The 20,406-nt window shown below is 54.6% G+C and carries 22 protein-coding genes and 1 riboswitch; of the genes, 19 read left to right on the top strand and 3 right to left on the bottom strand.

Features of this window, described 5'->3' with window-relative positions; all coding sequences use genetic code 11:
* Positions 1-139: 139 nt before the first annotated feature.
* From VE23_RS22090 to acpS, 6 genes are all read left to right on the top strand, one after another.
* A complete protein-coding gene (locus tag VE23_RS22090; protein WP_069202511.1) occupies positions 140-1,819 on the top strand; it encodes a two-component system sensor histidine kinase NtrB in 1,680 nt (559 codons plus the stop codon).
* Positions 1,820-1,901: 82 nt separating this feature from the next.
* Complete coding sequence (locus tag VE23_RS27670; RefSeq protein WP_269746003.1) at positions 1,902-2,036, top strand: hypothetical protein; 135 nt, start codon at positions 1,902-1,904, stop codon at positions 2,034-2,036.
* Between the two features lie 4 nt (positions 2,037-2,040).
* Positions 2,041-2,388, top strand: coding sequence for a DUF3905 domain-containing protein (locus tag VE23_RS22095; RefSeq protein WP_049869134.1), 348 nt, complete (start codon positions 2,041-2,043; stop codon positions 2,386-2,388).
* Between the two features lie 175 nt (positions 2,389-2,563).
* Positions 2,564-2,998, top strand: coding sequence for a BrxA/BrxB family bacilliredoxin (locus VE23_RS22100; RefSeq protein WP_021878793.1), 435 nt, complete (start codon positions 2,564-2,566; stop codon positions 2,996-2,998).
* A 30-nt stretch (positions 2,999-3,028) separates the two neighbouring features.
* On the top strand, positions 3,029-3,838 hold the full coding sequence (nadE, locus tag VE23_RS22105; RefSeq protein ID WP_048747499.1) for an ammonia-dependent NAD(+) synthetase: 810 nt from the start codon (positions 3,029-3,031) through the stop codon (positions 3,836-3,838).
* 17 nt (positions 3,839-3,855) lie between these two features.
* Positions 3,856-4,245 carry a holo-ACP synthase gene (gene acpS / locus VE23_RS22110; protein ID WP_049869135.1) on the top strand — a complete coding sequence of 130 codons (390 nt, stop codon included), beginning with the start codon at positions 3,856-3,858 and terminating at the stop codon, positions 4,243-4,245.
* A gap of 71 nt (positions 4,246-4,316) precedes the next feature.
* On the opposite strand, the gene VE23_RS22115 is transcribed toward acpS, so the two are convergent.
* Positions 4,317-4,649, bottom strand: a complete 333-nt coding sequence (locus VE23_RS22115) for a c-type cytochrome (RefSeq protein ID WP_021878790.1) — start codon at positions 4,647-4,649, stop codon at positions 4,317-4,319.
* 171 nt (positions 4,650-4,820) lie between these two features.
* Between VE23_RS22115 and VE23_RS22120 the strand changes: the two genes are divergently transcribed.
* The 4 genes from VE23_RS22120 (at position 4,821) to VE23_RS22135 (ending at position 9,833) form a co-directional block, all read left to right on the top strand.
* Positions 4,821-6,071, top strand: coding sequence for a helix-turn-helix domain-containing protein (locus VE23_RS22120; protein ID WP_198156204.1), 1,251 nt, complete (start codon positions 4,821-4,823; stop codon positions 6,069-6,071).
* 17 nt (positions 6,072-6,088) lie between these two features.
* A complete protein-coding gene (gene mutY / locus VE23_RS22125) occupies positions 6,089-7,417 on the top strand; it encodes an A/G-specific adenine glycosylase (RefSeq protein WP_049869139.1) in 1,329 nt (442 codons plus the stop codon).
* Positions 7,418-7,422: 5 nt separating this feature from the next.
* Positions 7,423-8,061 carry a bifunctional 4-hydroxy-2-oxoglutarate aldolase/2-dehydro-3-deoxy-phosphogluconate aldolase gene (locus VE23_RS22130; protein WP_048748883.1) on the top strand — a complete coding sequence of 213 codons (639 nt, stop codon included), beginning with the start codon at positions 7,423-7,425 and terminating at the stop codon, positions 8,059-8,061.
* 599 nt (positions 8,062-8,660) lie between these two features.
* A complete protein-coding gene (locus VE23_RS22135) occupies positions 8,661-9,833 on the top strand; it encodes a hypothetical protein (protein WP_048748889.1) in 1,173 nt (390 codons plus the stop codon).
* A 133-nt stretch (positions 9,834-9,966) separates the two neighbouring features.
* Here the strand turns inward: VE23_RS22135 and VE23_RS22140 are convergent, their stop codons facing one another.
* On the bottom strand, positions 9,967-10,431 hold the full coding sequence (locus VE23_RS22140; protein ID WP_049869141.1) for a heme-degrading domain-containing protein: 465 nt from the start codon (positions 10,429-10,431) through the stop codon (positions 9,967-9,969).
* A gap of 241 nt (positions 10,432-10,672) precedes the next feature.
* Between VE23_RS22140 and VE23_RS26120 the strand changes: the two genes are divergently transcribed.
* The 4 genes from VE23_RS26120 to VE23_RS22160 all read left to right on the top strand — a co-directional run bounded on the left by VE23_RS26120 (position 10,673) and on the right by VE23_RS22160 (position 16,630).
* A complete protein-coding gene (locus tag VE23_RS26120; RefSeq protein WP_084781624.1) occupies positions 10,673-10,927 on the top strand; it encodes a heterocycloanthracin/sonorensin family bacteriocin in 255 nt (84 codons plus the stop codon).
* Between the two features lie 176 nt (positions 10,928-11,103).
* Positions 11,104-13,056: a putative thiazole-containing bacteriocin maturation protein gene (locus VE23_RS22150; protein ID WP_049869144.1), complete on the top strand. Its 1,953-nt coding sequence runs from the start codon at positions 11,104-11,106 to the stop codon at positions 13,054-13,056.
* Positions 13,053-14,993 carry a TOMM precursor leader peptide-binding protein gene (locus tag VE23_RS22155; RefSeq protein WP_049869145.1) on the top strand — a complete coding sequence of 647 codons (1,941 nt, stop codon included), beginning with the start codon at positions 13,053-13,055 and terminating at the stop codon, positions 14,991-14,993. The genes VE23_RS22150 and VE23_RS22155 overlap by 4 nt, the downstream gene beginning before the upstream one ends.
* 56 nt (positions 14,994-15,049) lie before the next feature.
* On the top strand, positions 15,050-16,630 hold the full coding sequence (locus tag VE23_RS22160) for a SagB family peptide dehydrogenase (protein WP_049869147.1): 1,581 nt from the start codon (positions 15,050-15,052) through the stop codon (positions 16,628-16,630).
* Between the two features lie 66 nt (positions 16,631-16,696).
* Here the strand turns inward: VE23_RS22160 and VE23_RS22165 are convergent, their stop codons facing one another.
* The gene (locus VE23_RS22165; protein ID WP_049869149.1) at positions 16,697-17,341 is read right to left on the bottom strand and encodes a hypothetical protein; all 645 of its coding nucleotides are present in this window, start codon (positions 17,339-17,341) and stop codon (positions 16,697-16,699) included.
* A 336-nt stretch (positions 17,342-17,677) separates the two neighbouring features.
* Between VE23_RS22165 and VE23_RS27510 the strand changes: the two genes are divergently transcribed.
* The 5 genes from VE23_RS27510 (at position 17,678) to VE23_RS22185 (ending at position 20,162) form a co-directional block, all read left to right on the top strand.
* Entirely contained in the window at positions 17,678-17,776 is a 99-nt protein-coding gene (locus VE23_RS27510) for a YjcZ family sporulation protein (protein ID WP_232312936.1), read from the top strand.
* Positions 17,777-17,896: 120 nt separating this feature from the next.
* A riboswitch (Fluoride riboswitch) is annotated at positions 17,897-17,957 on the top strand.
* A 71-nt stretch (positions 17,958-18,028) separates the two neighbouring features.
* Positions 18,029-18,430, top strand: a complete 402-nt coding sequence (locus VE23_RS22170; protein ID WP_049869150.1) for a fluoride efflux transporter FluC — start codon at positions 18,029-18,031, stop codon at positions 18,428-18,430.
* A complete protein-coding gene (locus tag VE23_RS22175) occupies positions 18,427-18,786 on the top strand; it encodes a fluoride efflux transporter FluC (protein ID WP_049869152.1) in 360 nt (119 codons plus the stop codon). Before VE23_RS22170 ends, VE23_RS22175 begins: the two co-directional genes overlap by 4 nt.
* A gap of 124 nt (positions 18,787-18,910) precedes the next feature.
* The gene (locus VE23_RS22180) at positions 18,911-19,816 is read left to right on the top strand and encodes a MerR family transcriptional regulator (RefSeq protein ID WP_049869154.1); all 906 of its coding nucleotides are present in this window, start codon (positions 18,911-18,913) and stop codon (positions 19,814-19,816) included.
* A gap of 28 nt (positions 19,817-19,844) precedes the next feature.
* A complete protein-coding gene (locus tag VE23_RS22185) occupies positions 19,845-20,162 on the top strand; it encodes a hypothetical protein (RefSeq protein WP_157054018.1) in 318 nt (105 codons plus the stop codon).
* Positions 20,163-20,406: the final 244 nt, after the last annotated feature.

A 20,406-nucleotide genomic window follows, 5' to 3' on the forward strand; every position in this document is an offset into this window, starting at 1 on the left:
ATTTTATCCCAAATAAATGAAGAAGATGCTTCAAATCGACGGCATGAGCCAGAATCTTACAAACGTCGATTGTCAAATATCGCCACCTGTGCTTTAATCGGAGTTATCGAAGGTGCGGAAGGGGGAAACTCGTGCTCTGATGTGGGACAAACTAATTTTGCAAGCATTCGTTTCCTTGCTGCCGATATTTGTGTACCAGCTGTGGATGTACCGGATCAATCACGAACGGAAGTCTGCCGCTTACTTTTGCGCAGCCTACGGCTTGTCCCTTGCCGGATGTTTTGCCCTGTCCATCCGCACCGAATACGGATTTGACCTCGACTTGCGCTTGCTCCCTCTGTTTCTGGGATCCCTGTATGGCGGCTATCCGGCCGTCGCGGTACTGAGCGTGATTTATGGCGGCTTGCAAATCCCCATTCTGGACAGTCCGTACGAAACAATCAGCTTCATTCTTTTCATCGGCTTGTTCATCCCGATCATTCTCCTGACGGTCCGCCCGTTCCAGCGGGCGCGGATGAAGGACAAGCTGCGCATCACCTTCATATTGTTGGCGCTGGCGTTTCTTTATTATGCCGGCACATACATAGGGTATTTGAGGGCATACGAGCCGGACGGGCTGAAAGGCGGGCTTGCGACTCTCGCCGGAATCGCCTGCATATACGGAATCGTGACGGCGCTGACGCTGTATACGATCAGCAGCGTCGTGGAGCATCATCAGCTGCAGATCCAGCTCAGGCGGATGTCCTCCAATTACATGAACGAAGTCCATAAGCTCCAGCAATTCGTCGATCAGATGTCCATGGGAACCGTCATCGTAGATCGTGACGGCAGGCTTTCGCATCTCAATGATGCGGCAATACGTTTCAGCGGGCAAGCGACGAAGGGCAGGGACAAGCTGGAGTTTGCGGGAATCGGCTATGAATCCTTTTTCCGCGATCACGACAGCTGCCGCAGCCTCTTTGATTCGGCTCTGAACGGGACTCCGGTTCCCTCCCAGATCCATCAGGAGAGCGACCGCGTCTATCTGCTGACAGCCTTCCCCATCCTGGACCTGCAGGCGGGAGACGCTGCGGGCGCAGCGATGATGATCCAGGACATCTCCGAGCTCGACCAGCTGCGCAACGAGCTCAGCAAAATGGAGCGGCTCAGCCTCGTCGGACAGATGGCCGCGAGCATCACGCATGAAATCCGCAATCCGATGGCTGTCATACGCGGATTCGTCCAGCTGATGCGCGAGCGCAGCCCCGACAGCCAGCAGGAATATTTCCGGATCATCATCGAGGAGCTTGACCGGGCCAACTCCATCATCAACGACTTCCTCTCGCTTGCCCAGAACCGGGTCATCGCCAAGGAGGTCGGTTCCCTGCACCACGTCATCAACGAGATTCTTCCTCTCTTGTGGGCGGACGCCAATCTGAGGGGACAGTCCATCGAGCTGGATTTTGCCGAGACGATTCCGCTTCTGGAGCTCAATGACAAGGAAATCAAGCAGCTGATCCTGAATCTGGCCCGCAACGGCATGGAGGCGATGGGCGAGAAAGGGGTTCTGACGCTGAGCACCCGGCAAAGCGGCGGAAGCATCGAGCTTAGGGTCGAGGATACGGGCGAAGGCATTCCGGAGGACAAGAGAGAGCGGCTGTTCGAGCCGTTCTATACGACCAAGGCCCGCGGCACCGGACTCGGTCTCCCGCTATGCCTCAGCATCGCGGAGCGCCACAACGGCAGGATCGAGGTCCACTCCGTACCGGGTCAAGGCACTTCCTTCATCATAACCTTCGAAGTTCCCGATTCCATCCACAGCGGCGGCGCTACGGCATAACGCGGCATCGATTGATGCATCATAAGCCGAAGCGGCCGGCCTGAGGCGGGCTGCCCATCATGAGACGGGAGCTGAGAATGCCATGAGCAAGAACGAGAACGAATCCAAGGAAAAGCTGCAGCAGGAGAGCGCCGCAGCCAAGAACCGCTCCAGCAAGTCCCCGGAATCGTCCGGTTACGACAAAAAGCTGGACGGACCCAACCGTCCTTCCATTTAACTCCATGACGGGCAAGGACCGGCCGGAGCTCGATCCTTACGAGCTGGAGTTCCGCCCCGAATTCAAGAGAGGCCGCGGGCCCCGCGAGCCGTTCGTCAATGAGCACGGAGTCGTGATCGGGGATCACGACTATGTGTCGGCAGCGTCTCCTCTCGAGCAGTGGTCGGAGGAGACGGACCCGTCCGTAATGGCGGGGGACGAATGGGTGCATCCGTTCAAGGACATCGGCTTCCTGACGGAGGAGAACCGGGACTATTTCGAGCAGGGCATCGAGCCGCGTCCGGGCAGCTTCGGACATCCGGAGCACAACGTTCGGAGCGGCATCGACGAGGATGCAGGCAAGGAACAATAACGCCGGCGTCCGGGATTGCCGGCCGCTCCGGAGCTGTGAGCATGGAGGCAGCCGGAGCGGCCTTTTCCTATTGGCAAGTGGTACATGCAGGCCTTGCAGCGGGTTTTCCCAATCGGCGCAGGATGCGCTATAATAGCGGAGAAGGTCATTATTCTCCGAGAGGTGGTAAACAAAGATGTCAATGTCTTTTGAAAGATACATGTTCGATATGGTTCAACCGATGCGCGACGAGCTGACCCGTCTGGGAATCCAGGAGCTGCGCACGCCCGAGGAAGTGGAGGAGAAGCTTCCGGATGCCAAGGGCACTACGCTTGTCGTCATCAACTCCGTCTGCGGCTGCGCAGCCGGACAATGCCGTCCGGGCGTTGCCGACGCGCTGAACCATGACATCACGCCGGATCACCTGTACACGGTTTTCGCCGGGCAGGACAAGGAAGCGACAGCCAAGGCTCGCGAATACTTCGCGCCGTACCCGCCGTCTTCCCCTTCCATCGCCCTGCTCAAGGATGGCGAGCTTGTGCATTTCATCGAACGGCATCAGATCGAGAACCGCTCCGCCGCTGAAATTTCCGCGGATCTCGCCAGCGCGTTCGACCGTTTCTGCCGCTAATCCATTTCCCTTAAGCCAGGAGGAATTCCCGTGAGTCTTCAGCAGGAAATCATTGCCAAGCTGGGCGTCAAGCCAAGCATCGATCCGGAACAGGAAATCCGCCGCAGGGTGGATTTCCTGAAGGATTACGTGAAAAAAGCGGGCGCTTCGGGACTGCTCATCGCCATCAGCGGCGGCATCGACAGCGCTGTCGCAGCGGGACTGTGCAAAAGAGCGACCGACGAGCTGTCGCAGGAATCCGGCCGGGAGTACATCACTCTCGGCGTGTTCCAGCCTTACGGCGAGCAAGTCGACATTTCGCACAGCTACGAGGTCGCGGATGCCTTCCAGCTCACTCACCGCATGGAGACCAACATCCAGGAAGCTGTCGACGAGATTGCGCTTGAAGTGGAGCACGGGCTCAAATCCATCGGCATGTCCCGTCACGTGAACCGCGGCGTCAAAGGCAACATCAAGGCGCGCACGCGCATGGTGGCCCAGTACGCGCTGGCGGGAGAGCTGAACCTGCTCGTCGTCGGCACGGACCATGCTTCCGAAGCGATTACCGGCTTCTATACCAAGTGGGGCGACGGAGCGGTCGACATCACGCCGCTCAGCACGCTGAACAAGCATCAGGTCCGCCAGCTGGCGGCCGTGCTCGGCGTTCCGGCCAGCGTCCAGGAGAAGGCGCCTACGGCAGGCTTGTGGGAAGGCCAGACGGACGAAGACGAGCTCGGCATCAAATACGACGACAACAGCGCCTACCTCGAAGGACGGGAAGTGGCTCCCGAAGTCCGCGAGCTGCTGGAGAAGCAGTATTTGAAGACCGAGCATAAGCGGACGACGATTCCGGGAATCTAAGGACAAGCCCTGCCTTTATGATCATCGGTATCGGCCACGACCTATGCGATGTCGACCGGATCGAGGCTCTTCTGGGCGGAACGTCCGGACGGCGCTTCGAGGAGCGGATTCTCGCTCCGGCCGAGCGGGAGCAGGCGGAGGAGCTCGCGGGACGCAGGCGCTCCGAGTTCGTCGCCGGCCGCTTCGCCGCCAAGGAAGCCGTCTCCAAGGCGCTTGGCTGCGGCATCGGCAGCATCTGCGGCTTTCGCGACATCTCCGTGCTGCGTTCCGCCACGGGCAGGCCCGTCTGCGGGCTGTCGCCGCATACGCTGCAGGCGCTCGGCCTCGATGGGCAGCCCCTGCTGCATGTGAGCATCACCCATGAGCGAGGTCTTGCCTCCGCTTTTGCGGTATTGGAGAGCGTCTAACCTCTCCTCCTCAGCGTTTCAGATTGAAAAAAGCCTGCCGCCCCGTTTGGGCGGCAGGCTTTTTTCTCTTGTCATTTCTTGTCTTTCAGCCATCGGGTCAAGCTGTCGATCTGCTCCGGAGTGAGCTTGTCCTTGAAGGGAGGCATCAGGCTCCCGCCGCTGCCGATCTGCTCCGCGATCCGCTCCGGCGCAAGGCGGCTTCCCGCATCATGAATATCCGTGTCGGGGCCCATCCTGCCCTTGAGATCCGCTCCGTGGCAGGAAAGGCAATGCGACTTGTACAGCGTGACGGTTTCTTTCGGTCCCTGCAGGGCGGAGCCCGTGCCGCCGCTTCCGGAGGACCCGCATCCGGACAACAGGAGCACAAGTGCGGCGGCAAAGGCAGCCAGGCCGATCAGGCGCATGCGCATTCCTCCTTATCGGTTCCATTATAGCGTCTCGGAGGACGGCCAGCCATCGCTGTCAGACGTTTCCTTTCCTAGAATGATTCCACTCCAAGGAAGATTTCCGTATAATTAGAAATGGAACAGCTTCATGGACCTGACGGCCCAACACGAGTTCCGGGAGCATCAGCAATGGATAAACCAATGAATCTAATCCTTCAGACCCGGCTTCGGCAAATGCAGGTCATCTATGCCATGGCTGCACGAAGCGAATGGAAGCCGGGGAGCGTCATAGAAAATTCGAGCCTGGGGCATCACTGCCTCGCGCTGCCGATTACAGGCTCCGTGAGCTTGAATGCGTCCGATGGGTGCTTACAGGCCGGTCCCGGACACATGTACTGCATCCCTCCGGGAAGCAAGCATACTTATACCGTCGACAAAGGCGTTCCATTCCGCTGCTATTGGGTGAGATTCGAGCTGGATGCCGGCAGCACGGAGTTTTTCAAGTCCTTGCAGCTTCCCTTGTCGGCAGCCGTGGACGAGCCTGATCAGCTCGAAGCGCGATACCGGCGCCTGATCTCCTTGTCCGGGAACATCACGGACGAGCTGAGGGCGAGAGCCATCATTATGGAGCTCATCGCCGTTTACCTGCAAAGAGGGCTGGAAGGGCATTCAAGCGCCGCGGTCGCATCCGAGCTGAGCCTATTTTCCGAAATTCTCGAATATATCGAACAGCATCCGGCCGAGAATCTGTCGGTCGACGACCTTGCCAGGCAGATGTATTTGCATCCGAACTATTTCATTTCCTTGTTCCGCAGCTTCACCGGCTTCACGCCGATTCAATACGTGAACCAGCGCAAGATGGAGCATGCCCGCAAGCTGCTGGAAGAAAGCACGCTGCCGGTGCGGGACATCGCCAGCGAGGTCGGCTTGACGGGCCCTTATTTCTCGCGGATGTTCAAACAGCTGATTGGAACTTCACCGCGCCGCTACAGGCAGCTGATGGAGGAAACCCGGTTGCTGAAGATGGAAAACCCGGATGGAAACAACCAAACGGGTTGTTCCATCAAGATGGAAAACCCGGGAGAGGACAACCACACGGGTTGTTCCATCAAGATGGAAAACCCGGATGGAAACAACCAAACGGGTTGTTCCATCAAGATGGAAAACCCGGTAGAGGACAACCAAACGGGTTCTTCCATCAAGATGGAAAACCCGGATGGAAACAAGCACACGGGATCTTCCATCAAGATGGAAAACCCGGATGGAAACAGCCAAACGGGTTGTTCCATCAAGAAAGAAAACCCGAAAAGCGGACCCGTATCGGGCTGCTTCCCTTCCCTCAATGAAGAGTTCGGATGGCTGGAGGACGCGGTCGGATACGGGAGGACGGCAGCCGCCTATTCCATTTTTGACCGAAAAAGCGGAAACAGCTTCAAATAAGGAGAGACAAATCAAGAATGACAGAATACGAAGCCGCCCTCCAGGACGGAAGCGGGGCAAGTCCATCCGCCTATTTCAGCAGGGAGCTGCTGATCTGGTACCGCCAAAATCGAAGGGTGCTGCCATGGCGGCGCAATCGGGATCCCTATCGGATCTGGGTGTCGGAAATAATGCTGCAGCAGACGAGAGTGGATACGGTCATTCCGTATTACGAGAGGTTCATGAGCCGGTTCCCGACGCTTGCCGATTTGGCGGAGGCGCCGGAAGCGGATGTGCTCAAGCACTGGGAAGGCCTCGGCTACTATTCCAGAGCCCGCAATCTGCAAGCCGGGGCCAAGGAAGTCATGACCGTTCACGGAGGCTCGATTCCCGATGACAAGACAGCCGTTTCTTCGCTCAAGGGTGTAGGACCCTATACGTCCGGGGCGATCATGAGCATCGCCTTCAACCGTCCGGAGCCTGCTGTCGACGGCAATGTCATGCGCGTGCTGTCCCGCTACTTCAACCGCGACGAGGATATCGCCAAGCCTGCTACCCGTGTTGGAATGGAAAAGCTGGCCGCTTCTCTCATCCCGGATGGAGCCGCGGGCGATTTCAATCAGGGCTTGATGGAGCTGGGCGCGCTCGTATGCACCCCGAGAACGCCTGGCTGCCTGACCTGTCCCGTCATGGTCCACTGCGCGGGCCGCATCGCCGGGCGAGAGCTGGAGCTGCCGGTCAAGACGAAGGCCAAGCCGCCCAAGCCTCAAGTACGGCTGACCGCCGTCATTGAAGGCACCGGCGAGCATGCCGGCCGCGTCCTCATCCGCCAGCGCCCGGATACCGGCCTTCTTGCGAGCCTCTGGGAGCTGCCGCATGTGCTGCTGGACGAGCCCGGAGCCGGTCCCGCCAAGCGAGGCCGCAAGCCGGACCTGCTCGCGGAGCCTCCGGTGGAGCGCCAGGCGGCCGATGCCGGCGACCTGCGGCGCCTGCTGCGCGAGGAGAGCGGGCTGACGGCCGTTCCCCGCCGCTGGTGGGGAGCGGAGGAGCATACGTTCAGCCATCTTCATTGGACAATGCGCGTATATCTGGCCGAGCTGGACTCTTCCGGAAGCGCGGCGTGGCCTCGGGCAGCAAGCGCCGCCGCCGAGACGGGAGAAGCCTATGCGGCTTCCGTGGAGACGGCAGCGGCGTCGCAGAGCGCGACGGCCGGCGCGAATGCGGCAGCTGCAGGCAATTCACCTGAGCTGCCCCCGGAATACCGCTGGATCGGCCCTGGCGACATGCGCCATTATGCCTTTCCGAATTTATTTGCCAAGATCCTGTACGACTACTGGGACAAAGCCGAAGACGGGGAAAGGGCGTAAATCCGATGGCCAAGCTGCTTGATGTGCTGCTGGAGGAAAAAATCGTCGCGATATTCCGGGGTATCGGAGCGCAGGAAGCGGATGCTGCGGCAGGAGCGCTCATCCGCGGCGGCATCTCCTTGATGGAGGTTACGCTTAATACCGACGAAGCTTTGCCGATCCTTTCCCGCTGGCGAGAGCTTTATGACGGACAGGCCTATATTGGCGCCGGAACGGTACTGGATCTCAAGCAGGCGAGGGAAGCGGCTTCCGCCGGCGCGCAGTTCATCATCTCGCCGAACCTCGACGAGGAAGTGGTCGCCTTCGGCGCTGCCGAAGGCATATCCGTATGGCCGGGAGTCATGACGCCGACCGAGATCGTCCGAGCCTGGAAGGCGGGGGCGGAAGCGGTCAAAATATTCCCGATGGCCTCCCTCGGCCATCGTTACCTGCAGGAGCTGAAAGCTCCGTTGAATCTTATTCCCATGATGGCGACCGGCGGCGTCGATCTGGACAACATCGGGGATTATTTGCGGGCGGGAGCGGATGCCGTAGGCTTGGGAAGCAAGATTGTCAATCTGCAATGGGCTCGCGAGGGCCGGTTCGACCTCATGGAGGATCGGGCACGGCAGTTCGCGGAAGCGGTGCGGGCACAGCGGAGTTAACAAGGATAAAAAAAGGCAACGGATGAGGCGCATGCCCCCGCTGCCTTTTTTTTCGCTTTTATCGGAGCTTCATCCTCGACATCGCGAAGGGTCGAATCAAATCGCCCGGACTCCGAGCAGCGTTTTCAGGACGCGCTTCGGAGGGGCGCAAAGCCGGCGGCGATCATGCCGGAATGGCCCAGGCAGTTGAACGATGGATTGGGACAAGAAGCCTGCCGCTTCAAGGGGACGAAGGAGAAAAGCCTCGGCAAAAAAAAGAGGCCCGCGATTGCTCGCGGGCCCAGAGAGAATATATGAATAAGGGGGGTCTGATAGTAGTATAAAACCGGTTACTGAAACCTAGCTGAAGGAATTATTACATTTGTATTACAAGCAGAGAGGGATCGTTCTCGGCTGATACCGGAGTTCAGAGCTTGCGAAAGGCGAAGAAATAGAGGCGGAGAGAGAATGGAACGATTGAGATGCAGAATTTGTAAAATATGGTTCTATCCTGAAACAAAGCCGAGTTGAAGGCTGTTTTATATATAGATCGGCAAAATGGCCGTTTTCTTGCGAAATCTTTGGTGAAATCCAATCCGTTCGTGGAGGAGCGAAGCAATGTGAAAAAGAAGGCATTTCTTTTCTCAGGCATCGTGTTGATCCTGGCTGCAGGAGCTGGGGCTGCGTATGGGACTTACCCGGATAAAGTTCAGGGATCGCTCAAAGTTTTCGATGGCGTGATCTTCTCTGAAACCGATCAGGCAGCCCAAAAAGACATCATTGATTCCATCGATCCCGTGTCTGGTAAAGCCGCTAAAGAACATCCGTCCAAAGCTGCAAAGCTAACGGAGGCCGGCATCGAGGTGGACAAAAATAAAAAGGAGAAGACAATCGACTTTGATTTCGATGGTAAAAAGACCAAGCTGAAATTCTCTTCCGTTGCAAATGGGAAGAAAGAAGTCGTGCTGCCGAATAGCGAAGAAGGCTACCAGCTCACCCCGATCGCAAATCAAAGCGGATATGTGCTGGATTACAATGGCTCCTTGTATGGACTGGATATCGCGGAGGGCAAGATTGCGAAGATGCTGTCCGACACTGTCGGTGAGTATGACAGGGAAACCTTGGAAAAGAAACAGATCGAGAATCTCCCTCTCGTTTGGGGCGGTCGCGCTCGTGTCAACCCCAAGGGAGAATTCATGATTTTCTTCTCCAACCGCGAAGCCGTTGAAAATGGCCGGGGCGATGGACAGCTTTGGGTGAAAAACTTTAAGACTCAAGAACAATTCCCGGCATTCTCCGGCGGTTATGAATTCATTGGATGGGGGGAAGGCAATCAGGCCTTTATCCGTTCTCAGGACACCATCTTCGGCATCGATCTCGAAAATCGCAAGCAGTCCGTTGTCCAAGACCACGTAAGCCCAGAGAGCGTAGTTTCCTATCCGTACCTGGTCATTCCTGAGCTTAAGAGCGTCAAAGTAGCCAGTCTTACTTCGAAGAAAGAGCTGTCGCTGGTTGAAGGCATAGGCAGGGTCGATATGATTCTGGCCGATATTGCGTCCCCTAAATTTGCGATGCTGAATTTCCCCGATCCGACCTCTTTCAATACGAACATTATTGTTGTCACCGATCCCGAGAATGCCGCAACCAAGGTTATTTCCCCTGACGCAGGATCTGTTATCGAGACCTTCTCCTGGATCGATTCAGAGAATCTCCTGGTTGTTGCCTTGAAAAAGGGCACGACTGCTCAAGTATCCTACGTTGTAAACATCAATAAATTACATCCTCCGGATTAAACGTGTCCATGGTATGACGTGCCGTCAAGACATCTATAATGTAATAGCAAGTTATCGTTAAAAAGAGAGGAGCCCAATCTGGGCTTCTCTCTTTTGCTATCTTGCTAAGGATTGCTTTCTTTCCTATCCCATTTTACAACAGCAATTCTTTCAACACAGAAACAACCATGGAGTGATCTTCCTCGCCAGGCAGTCCCGATACCGTTATGGTGCCAACGATTCCTTCCTTTTCCAAGCGCAGCGGGAAGGCGCCGCCTTCAGCCTTGTAATCATCCGGATCGAGACCGTAGGCTTTCACCGTTGAACCGGTCGATTTCATCAGGATGTGCATATAGTAGGAACTATGGCCGAAATGATGGACAACGTTATTTTTCCATGACACCCATTCATCGTTATGAGAAGATGTGCCTTCCATTCTGCTGTAAAATAACAGCTCGCCGTTTTTTCGAATATCGACGACGATTGATTTGTTCTCCAGCAACGCTTTTTCTATCATGCTGGTTCCAACCTTGTATGCGGTTTCGTTCGTGAAAAGGGAGAACTGAAGGTCCGTCTCTTCTTGCAGCAATGGTTGTAATAAAGCGTCGTGTCGGTTCACAGGGAGCACTCCCGTTTCTTGTGAATTAGTATTTCTTGGTCGTTATTATACATGCTTGCGATGGTTTTATCGAGGCGTACAGAGCAGTAGGCGAATGAATCAGTAACACCAGCGGAGCTTTTTTCATACGTATATGTCATGAACGTTTGTCGGCATAGGACCAGTTGGATTGTTCTCCTTTCATTTCCTTTTTTGTGCGTGCCGATGATCTTCACATGAACATATAACGGAGGCTACTAAGATGAATGAATTTAAGAACGATCTTCAAAATTTGAATATGGATGCGTTCAAAGCGAGCGGCATAACTCCGAATGCGGGTCAAGGTCAAGTGGATCCTAATAATGCTCGTCTTTGTATCGGCGTTTGCATCGGCTTTTGTATCGGTTTTTGCGGCGGCTGCGGTGGATGCGGCGGCTGCGGCGGCTGCGCCGGATGTGCCCGCTGTGCCCGCTGCGGAGGCTGCGCCCGCTGCGGAGGCTGCGCCCGTTGCCGGTAATAAGGCGGCTATAGCGTTAAATGAAGGTTCAAGACATCTCTGCAAACGCTTTTGGGTTGCAGGGGTGTCTTATTTCTATGCATGTGCTGGCATGACGGACAAATAGCCTTACATACCCTTATAAAGGACCTCATTTCTTATGAAAAGTTGGATTTCATCCTAAGGAGGAATGAAATTTGGATCCTTCTACGCGCCTTAAAGTGAGAGGAGATACTTTTTTTCTCCCCAGCTCGGACGGAAGCGTCTATTTCCGCAACAATATCGGTTCATTTCGGATGGAAGGCAGCACGATTGGTCAATGGATTGAAAAATTGATGCCTGTATTCAACGGCGAGCATACGATGCATGATTTAACGGACGGATTGCCGGAACAATACCGCAATCATGTTTATGAGATTGCAAAAGTATTGTATGCGAACGGTTATGTCCAAGATGTAAGTCAGGATCGCCCCCATCAGCTGGAAGAGCGTATTGTGAAGAACTATGGTTCTCAAATTGAATTTTTGGACAGCTTTGACGGGTCAGGCGCATATCGATTTCAATTGTATCGTCAGTCCAGCGTGCTTGTTGTTGGAGCTGGCACTTTTTTGGTTTCGCTTGTCAAATCATTATTCGAGTCCGGATTGCCGCAATTCGGCTTGCTGAGCCTGAACTCGGAAACGGCGGACCGAAAACGGATTTTGGAGCTGGAGCAGCATTATCGCAAGTTGGATTCAGAGGTCAAGGTGGACGAGATCAGCTTGCCGAAGGACGGGGGGGTGGATTGGTCTTCGATTGTAGAGCCTTATGATGCGGTATTGTTCGTCTCGGATCAAGAAGGAGAGCCAGAGCTGAGATTGCTTAATGAAAGTTGCAGACAAAAAAACAAGGTGCTGCTGCCGGCTGTTATTTTTGGGCAGGCTGGTCTGGCGGTTCCGCTCTCGTATTCGAATTCGGAGGGTGATTGGGAATCGGCATGGCGCAGAGTCCATCATTCTGCCGTTTATAAGGATGCAAATATTCACGCTGCTTCGTCCATTGCGGAATCGCTGCTCGCTAACGTTATCGTCTTCGAATGGTTGAAAACAGCAGCAGAAGTAACAAAACCGGAGAAAAACAATAAGCTGTTTCTACTTAATCTAGAAACGCTGGAAGGGAATTGGCATTCGTTTCTTCCTCATCCATTGGTTGATGGTCGACGATTCATCGAGAGGATCGAAGCTGTCGAGCTGCAAGCAGGAGCGGATCCAGAGAAACGGGGTTCTAGTGAACTGCTGCCTTTCTTCAGTCAGCTGACATCAACGGAAACAGGCCTCTTCCATCTATGGGAGGAAGGGGAGCTGCGGCAGCTTCCGCTATCGCAGTGCCGTGTACAGCCTGTCGATCCGCTGTCCGTCGGCCCTGCGCTTCTTCTTCCTGAAAAGATATGTAACGGTTATACGCATGAAGAGGCTCGCAGGGAAGCGGGTCTCAGCGGAATCGAAGCTTATGTGTCGCGTATGGCGAATGTGCAGACCGATCAGGCTTATGAGGAAAGCGGACTATCCGACGTTCCAGGCTTCGATGAGATCGCAAGCGTAGGTGCCGGCGAGACGATGGAGGAGGGCGTTTGCCGCGCCTTGCAAAAGTATTTAATGAATGCCCGGATCAAGGCATACGAAGCTCGCACACCGTCTATAAAGCTGGTGAAGCTGAGCCAGGTAGAGGATGAGCGATGCCGTTACTATATCAACGCCTTGGCTGCGATGCAAGGATCGCCAACGTTCGGACTGGGCGAGGCAGTATCCGGTTTTCCTGTTGTGTGGCTGCAAGCCAACGGCCGCTGGTACGATGCCGCTGATCTCAATGTAACCCGGGCACTGCGGAGCGTGCTCATGACTGCCCTGCTGGATGCTCAAAACAAAGCGGATCCATTGGCGGGGAAAGGGCATCATATGTCTTCCATACATGTAAAAGAAGCTGCAATGGACTCGATTTCAATCCCTGCCTGCGACCCATTGAAGCATCGGGAGGTTTTGCAGGCTGCTGTGCGGCATTTGAACCGCAGCCGCAAGCTTCTGCTCGTATTTGACTTGACTCCAGAGCCTTTTTTAAAAGAGAAGCTGGCCGGAGTATACGGCATCTCGCTTCGAGAGGAGGTTGAAGCGTGAGCGCTACTGTGGCGGTTGTTGGCGCGGGTCAGCTTGCGGACTATGTAAACGATCTATTGTCTGCAAGCTGTCAGCTTGCAAGAGTGAACAATATGGATTCCGAGCTGCCCGAAACGGCTGATCTTGCGCTCGTGCTTAGCGACGGCTGCGATTCAGCCTCGCATCTTAAGGCAGAGGAACTATTCAAGCAATCCGGTATACCGTGGCTGCGCGGTTTTGTAGCCTTTGGCGAAGGCGTCATCGGCCCGCTTGTCGTTCCTGGGAAAGCAGGCTGCTCGCAATGCGCTGATTTGCGGCTTTTAATGGCTGGGAACGATCGGAAGGACATGTGGGAGCTGCAGCACTTTATTAGGCAAGGGGAAGTTTTCCCCGATATATGGTCTTCTCGCAGCGGACTATGGCATATGGCTCATCTGATTGCAGCAGAAGTCCATACCTTTCTTGCCTCAAATACGGCTCAAGTTGAAAATCATATCAAGCTTGTCCATTTGCAATCGCTCCATAGCTCAGCTCATTTTTATTTGCCGGATCCGCTGTGTGCCGTATGCGGGGGAATACCGGATGACTCTGCCACAGCTTCGCGAATAAAGCTGCAGTCCAGCCCGAAAATCAGCGGGAACAGCTACCGCACCCGTTCGATGGAGGAATTGAAGGCCGTGCTTTCCCATGATTATCTGGACAATCGCAGCGGTTTTTTGAATGCAAAAATGATCGACCTCATATCGCCATTTGCTGACGCCAGCATTGTTTTACCGATGTTTTCAGGGGATGAAGGCTGCGCAGGGCGCACACATTCTTTTGCGGACAGTGAAATGACGGCGATATTGGAAGGTTTGGAACGTTATTGCGGCATATCGCCGCGAGGAAAGAAGACGGCGGTTCATGACAGCTTCAATCAGTTAACAGAGTCGGCGCTGAACCCCGCTCGAGTAGGATTCCATGACGCGGCGCAGTATGAGCGGCCCGATTTTCCGTTTCAACCCTTCGATCCAGACCGGAAGATCGACTGGGTGTGGGGATATTCGTTCCTTCAGGAGAAGCCTATTCTCGTGCCGGAACGGCTCGCTTATTACAGCTCCGGCTGCGGCCACGGATTTGTATATGAAACCTCCAACGGCTGCGCTTTGGGAGGAAGCTTGGAGGAAGCCATCTTTTACGGCATCCTGGAGGTTGTCGAGCGGGATTCGTTTCTGATGACGTGGTACGCGCAGCTGCCGCTCGTTCCGCTGGATCCCTGTTCCACAGGAGATTTGGAAATGAATCTGATGGTGGAGCGGCTGCGCGATGTTTTCGGGTATGAGGTGCATCTGTTCGATTCGACGATGGAGCACGGCATTCCAAGCGTGTGGGCGCTTGCCAAAAACAGGACGGATCAAGGCGTAAATATGATTTGCGCCGCCGGCGCGCATCCTGATCCTGTGAGGGCGGCAAAGGGCGCCATTCATGAGATTGCGGGCATGCTGCTTGCTTTCAACGAAAAGCTGGAGGCGAACCGCGAGCAGTACGAGCAAATGCTGCATGATCCTTTTCTCGTTCGGCAAATGGAAGACCACTCCATGCTGTACAGCTTGAAGGAAGCAGAAGAACGTCTGAATTTCCTGCTCGATCCTGATCGTCCCGTGATCTCCTTCCAAGAAGCGTTTAAACCAAAAGCATGGCATGCAGATTTGACCGATGAATTGAATCTTATTCTGCAAACATTCAGCGAGCTGAATCTCGAGGTGATCGTTGTCGATCAAACGACGCCGGAAACGCTGAGAAACGGACTTCATTGTGTGAAGGTGCTCATTCCCGGCATGCTTCCCATGACGTTCGGCCATCATCTTGTCCGCTTGACTGGCCTGGAACGGGTGCTGCGAATACCGGCAGAGCTCGGTTATGTAAAGGAACCGCTTCAGCAGGAGCAGCTTAATGGTTATCCGCATCCGTTTCCATAAGAAGCTTCTTCTCGTATGCGTTGGTTTCCTCGTGCTGGGAATTAGGAGGAGGAGAAATGAGCCTGAAGGCATTTTTGCACCAATTGCAATGCGAGCCTGACAAAACCAAGCCGCAGGATGCGGAGGTTGATTGGGAGAACGCGCCTCTGCCGTATAAGCTGTATCGTCATTTGCCCGTATTTTCGCTCGCTTCGGATGTGCCGCTGAGGCTAGCGGGCAACCAAGGCGATGGGAAGCCGACAATTCGGAATATCGGGTGTCTTCTATGGTATACCTTCGGTCTGGCACAGCTTAGTCAATCTGTTGTTGAGCAATATACGGGGGAACAATGGGAAAGCTCCTTGCAGCTTTGCAGACGGTTTGTCCCTTCAGGCGGAGGGCTGTATCCGAGCGAAATTTACCTGTATTTGAAGCTGGAGGAAATTCCGGACGGTATTTATCATTATGATGCGGCTCATCATCGGTTGATTTTATTGCGTGAAGGTCGATTTGATTCCTATGTAGGCAAGGCTCTAGGCGATCGTTGCGACGTAACGGGCTGCTTCGCAGCTGTTTTTGTATCCACTTTATTTTGGAAAAACTTTTATAAATACGATAATTTCTCGTATCGTCTGCAGGGACTGGACGCAGGTCTGGTAATAGGCCAGCTGCTCGAGGTGGCGAAGCGCTTCGACTTTGAGACGGGAGTGTATTTTCAGTTTCTTGACCGTGCCGTCAACCATTTGCTTGGATTGTCGGAGGCAGAGGAGAGTGTATACGCTGTAATTCCGCTTGCGGCAGATTCAACCATGGAATGGTTCCGCCATGACATCAGCACTAATAATCGGATGTCTTCAGCCGAATTATGCAGCGAGCTTCCCATCCTTAAGCACGATCACTATGTACGTTCAAAAAAAGTATCGGACTATCCCATGCTGACCAAGCTGAACGAAGCATCCATAATGGATTCCGCCCTTTTGTTCAAACAGCTGGGAAGAGAGCAACAGGCCGTCCATCAAGACGAGGGTCATTTTTTGCCTCAAGCAGATAGGCTCACGTATGATTTGGCAGAGGCTTGCAGGCAGCGTTACTCGCCGGAAAATGAATTTGTATTGAAACCAGTGAGTCAGTCTGATTTGGCGGCACTATTGCAAGAGACCATGAGCTCCTATCGCTATCGAAACGATCTGGACGGTTCAATCCAGAGTCCGATGTCCCGCGTACAGCTGTATGGCTGCTTTTATGGCGTTGAAGGAATTCGCGATGGTTCCTATCATTATGATGGCATGGCGCATGCATTGCAGCTTGTTAAGGCTGGAGATCAAAGGCCGCGGCTTCAGGATGCGATGTCTTTGGATAACGTGAACTTATTCCAGGTTCCGCTGAGCTTTCATGTGGCGGGCGATCGGGGACATCTTCATGCCGAGCTTGGCTATCGCGGCTATCGGATTCTGCAAATGGAAGCGGGAATGCTGGTTCAGCGCTTGCTGCTCGCTGCTTGTGCATCCGGAATGGAGGGGCGTCCGCTGCTAGGGTTTGATGTCAATTCCATGAATGAGCTTTATGGATTGGCCCCGCTCGGACAAACGAGCCTGATCCAAATCCCGATCGGCCCATGCAGGAGCCGTTCGAGGCTTGAGGGCAGTCTGGCACCATAATGGATGTTGAGATAAAAAGGGCAGATTGAATGTCATTGCCAGTCAAACTGCCTTTTTTAGTTTAACTTAGGGTTGTTGATAGGCCGCCTTCTTCTGCGATTCGCCAGCCGGTTGGCAAGGAACGGGGACACAGAAGTGATGAGGATGAGGATGTATATACGTCATAGGATGCAGCCAAGCATGATGATAATCGTAGGATTCGAACTCCCATCCATCGTAAAGAGGATGGTAGTAATCGTGGAACATATGCTCATCCCACATTTCATCCATCATCGGGTGGTAATCATGCATCGGGTGGCATCCGTCCATCATCGGGTGGTAATCATACATCGGGTGGCATCCGTCCATCATCGGGTGGTAGTCATACATCGGGTGGCATCCGTCCATCATCGGGTGGTAATCATACATCGGGTGGCATCCGTCCATCATGGGGTAATAGCCATCCATCATGGGGTGACAGCCATACATCGGGTGGAAATCATGCATGGGGTGATAGTCGTGCATGTGGTGATAGTCGTGCATGTGGTGATAGTCGTGCATGTAAGGAAGGGATTGAATTTGACCAGAATCAACGCTGTTATGATAGGGGGAAGGAGCAGGCTGCTCATAAGCTTGAGGTCCCAAATTAGCCTGGCTCGGGCTTGATTGCATCTGTTGGTAATGCTCAGGCATAACAGCTGATTGTGGCATATAAGATTGATTGTGTAGCATGGTGTGCCTCCTTTTTGTCATACTCTACAATATGCTTTGAATGATAAAAGGGCACCTGTCCATATAAAATGGGCTGCAGTCTCCTTGTCGTCGACATGATCGCGTGATTTGAAAGCCAAATCCCCCAACCAGCCTAAAAAGAACTAAACAAGCTGGGAAGGAATGGGGTCGCTCTCGGAATTCGAGTCCCAAGGGCAGTTGCGTTCGCTCCCTGGCAGCCGTATTTATAAATCTACTAGACCCACCCTAGCATCAGCACAAATATACTACCCGTCCAAACATCTCAACGATTAGATTCATAAAGTAGGGTAGAATCAACGAGAGGGGGTATGAACAATGTCTGAAGCTGGATATGGCGATGCATTCAAAAGCCCAGCTGCCGTTTTGGTCCTGTTCATTCTGCTGGTCATCATCACAAAATCTTTCTGGTCCTAATTTAAGGTTATCCACGCAAAGAAAGATGCGGAACGATAGGTTCTGCATCTTTTTCCTTCTTACTGGGGGAAAACGGAAAATCCGTTGACGCCGGCTGCGTGCCGCGTATAAGATAATTTCAACCGCATAGGCGATGGAGTTCGCCTTTAAACGCCCAAGGGCTGATGACTCCTACCAGCGCTGCTTGCTGGTAGGGGTCTATTTTATTGCACTCGTTCAACATCTGGTCGACGAAAGAAGGAGAAGATCGAGATGATTTATATGCTGATGGGCATAGGAGGCACGCTTGGAGCGCTGCTGCGTTATAGCCTGGGCCAATGGGTCGGAACGGGGGGCAGCTCCCTCTTCCCATTCGGCACGTTGGCCGTGAATTTCACGGGATGTTTCGTGCTCGCCTTCTTTTATACGGCGACGACGACCCGGTTCATCGTCCATCCGCATTTCCGTTCTTCGTTCGGAACCGGGTTTATCGGCTCCTTCACGACGTTCTCCGCCTTTTCCCGGGAAATGACGGAGCTGATGGGAACAGGACATTTGTGGACCGCCGCCTTGTATGCGGGTGGGAGTCTGCTGGGAGGCTTCCTGGTGACGATGGCCGGGGTGAAGCTGGGAACGTTCGAAAGAAATCAAGCGGGAGAGGAGCGAGGCCAATGACGTGGATGTATATCGGAATCGGAGGTTTCGCGGGAGCGATTCTGCGATTCGTACTGATCGAGCTTGTCCGAAAGAGGAGCTCGTCCGGCTTTCCTTACGGAACGCTGCTGGTCAATCTGTCCGGCTCGTTTCTGATCGGCCTGCTGTACGGCGCTACCTCGGACTCGCGTCTGATCCTGCTGCTGGGCACCGGCTTCCTGGGAGCCTATACGACCTTCTCTACGTTCCAGTATGAGCTGGCCGGTTATGGGCGGATGAAGCAGTGGATGCCGCTGTTCGGGTATTTGGCCGTCAGCGTCGCGCTCGGCTTGCTGCTCGCCGCAGCCGGCCATTCGGCCGGCATGCTGCTGCGGTAGCCAGGCTGCGGGGGGGACAAGAAAAGCGGAGAAATGGCGGAAAGCGGAGAAGGGATTGACCTTCCCCCGGCGGCAATGTTTTAGAATGGATGTCGAGGCTCCCTATTGAATGGAGGTCAAAGCCATGCTTACGATCAGGCAGATGGCCGGCATCTTCGACGTGTCGGCAAAGACGCTTCGCCATTACGATTCCATCGGCTTGTTCAGTCCGCTTGCCGTCGGAGAGGACAACCGCTACCGCTATTACGGGTTCGAGCAGCTCGGCATGCTGCGGCGGATCATGTGGCTGCGCTCGCTTGGGGTCGGCCTGGACACGATTCAAGCTCTCAAAGACAGCGGAGACCTGCATGAAGATGAGTCCTTGGAGCCGCTGCTGAAGGAGCGTGAAGCAGCTATCCGAGGGCAAATGGAAGAGCTCGGCAAGCTGCTGGGCAAAGTCGAGGCGATGAGTGAAAGACTGCAGCCGAGCCGTAAACTCCGGGACGGGCCGAGAATCGTCGTCAAGGATGCCTTTACGGTCGTGGGGCTGGATTGGGATGCCCGGCAGCTGACGGAAGAGAATGGAATTCCACAGCTTTGGGAGCGCTTTTTGCGGCGTGCCCACGAGATTGCGGGCAGGGTGAATCCGAACGAGCTGATCGGATCCGGCGGCCCGCGCGAATCCGGGGTGTTCGGGTATATCGCGGGATTTGAGACCGCGGATGCCGGAGCGGTTCCGCAGGGGTTGACGGCTGTGTCCGTTCCGGCCTGTACCTACGCGGTATTTGAACTGGAGTGGAATCATGTACGAGAAGTACGACGACCGGTTCGGCGGAGCGGACGGGCGAATCGACATTCGGTGATTTTCCTTGGCTCGGCGGAAGCTCAGTGGAGCTGGCCAAGATCGAGCCCTTCCTGCGGAAGCGCTTCATGCCCTGATCAACCGGGACCGCAGGCAAAGCCTGAACGCGGTACGCAACATCGTCGGGCATTTGGAACGGGACTACTACAAGCGGAAAAGCGTATCGTGGGGAATCGTCGCCCCGGATGAACCGGAAGCTCTTGCCGGATGGATGACGGTGCATTTCGATAAAAAAACGCGGACCGCGCTGCTTGCCGCCGTCTTGCCGGATCGGCCGGAGGAGCGGGAAGCGGCGGCGGCATGGATGGCTCTGACGGGCGGCGCTGTTCGGGCGTTGGGAGCGTATTTGTTCCATCATGTCCACGTGGAGGAAATTCGAGCGGAGCTGCCTCTGGCAAAGGAAGGGGCCATCGGCCTGTTGTCGGATTGCGGCTTCAGGATGATCGAGACCGTTCGGCGGGAGAGCGTCTGGCAGAACGGGGTCAAAGGGCCGGCCGACATGGCTGTTCTGGCGTGGCGGAACCCTGGCGAATGATGCGGGCCGCAACCTTGTGCAGCGGCAACAAGTGAAACCGTCAAGCTGAATCGATGGATTTCTTCCCTTTCCCTTTCAGCTGAATGGCAATTTAGCTGAATGGCAATTTAAGCGATCCTGCATATGCAGGACCGCTTTTTTATTTGTCTACCTGCCAGGAACCTAAAAAGGATTAGGACCATGAGCACTTATTTCTTTTCCAAACTAGCTCTTTATCTTCATTTTCATGACGAATAGCACTAAA

It is taken from the genome of Paenibacillus sp. D9 (assembly GCF_001188365.1).
Taxonomy (GTDB): Bacteria; Bacillota; Bacilli; order Paenibacillales; family Paenibacillaceae; genus Paenibacillus_O; species Paenibacillus_O humicus.

Coding starts and splice junctions, on each gene's coding strand:
- VE23_RS22100 (WP_021878793.1), top strand. CDS start 2,564: ATGTCAATGTCTTTTGAAAGATACATGTTCGATATGGTTCAACCGATG.
- VE23_RS22180 (WP_049869154.1), top strand. CDS start 18,911: ATGCTTACGATCAGGCAGATGGCCGGCATCTTCGACGTGTCGGCAAAG.
- acpS (WP_049869135.1), top strand. CDS start 3,856: ATGATCATCGGTATCGGCCACGACCTATGCGATGTCGACCGGATCGAG.
- VE23_RS22165 (WP_049869149.1), bottom strand. CDS start 17,341: ATGCTACACAATCAATCTTATATGCCACAATCAGCTGTTATGCCTGAG.
- VE23_RS22130 (WP_048748883.1), top strand. CDS start 7,423: ATGGCCAAGCTGCTTGATGTGCTGCTGGAGGAAAAAATCGTCGCGATA.
- VE23_RS27670 (WP_269746003.1), top strand. CDS start 1,902: ATGAGCAAGAACGAGAACGAATCCAAGGAAAAGCTGCAGCAGGAGAGC.
- VE23_RS22115 (WP_021878790.1), bottom strand. CDS start 4,649: ATGCGCCTGATCGGCCTGGCTGCCTTTGCCGCCGCACTTGTGCTCCTG.
- VE23_RS22120 (WP_198156204.1), top strand. CDS start 4,821: ATGGATAAACCAATGAATCTAATCCTTCAGACCCGGCTTCGGCAAATG.
- VE23_RS22090 (WP_069202511.1), top strand. CDS start 140: ATGTGGGACAAACTAATTTTGCAAGCATTCGTTTCCTTGCTGCCGATA.
- mutY (WP_049869139.1), top strand. CDS start 6,089: ATGACAGAATACGAAGCCGCCCTCCAGGACGGAAGCGGGGCAAGTCCA.
- VE23_RS22175 (WP_049869152.1), top strand. CDS start 18,427: ATGACGTGGATGTATATCGGAATCGGAGGTTTCGCGGGAGCGATTCTG.
- VE23_RS27510 (WP_232312936.1), top strand. CDS start 17,678: ATGTCTGAAGCTGGATATGGCGATGCATTCAAAAGCCCAGCTGCCGTT.
- VE23_RS26120 (WP_084781624.1), top strand. CDS start 10,673: ATGAATGAATTTAAGAACGATCTTCAAAATTTGAATATGGATGCGTTC.
- VE23_RS22160 (WP_049869147.1), top strand. CDS start 15,050: ATGAGCCTGAAGGCATTTTTGCACCAATTGCAATGCGAGCCTGACAAA.
- VE23_RS22170 (WP_049869150.1), top strand. CDS start 18,029: ATGATTTATATGCTGATGGGCATAGGAGGCACGCTTGGAGCGCTGCTG.
- VE23_RS22095 (WP_049869134.1), top strand. CDS start 2,041: ATGACGGGCAAGGACCGGCCGGAGCTCGATCCTTACGAGCTGGAGTTC.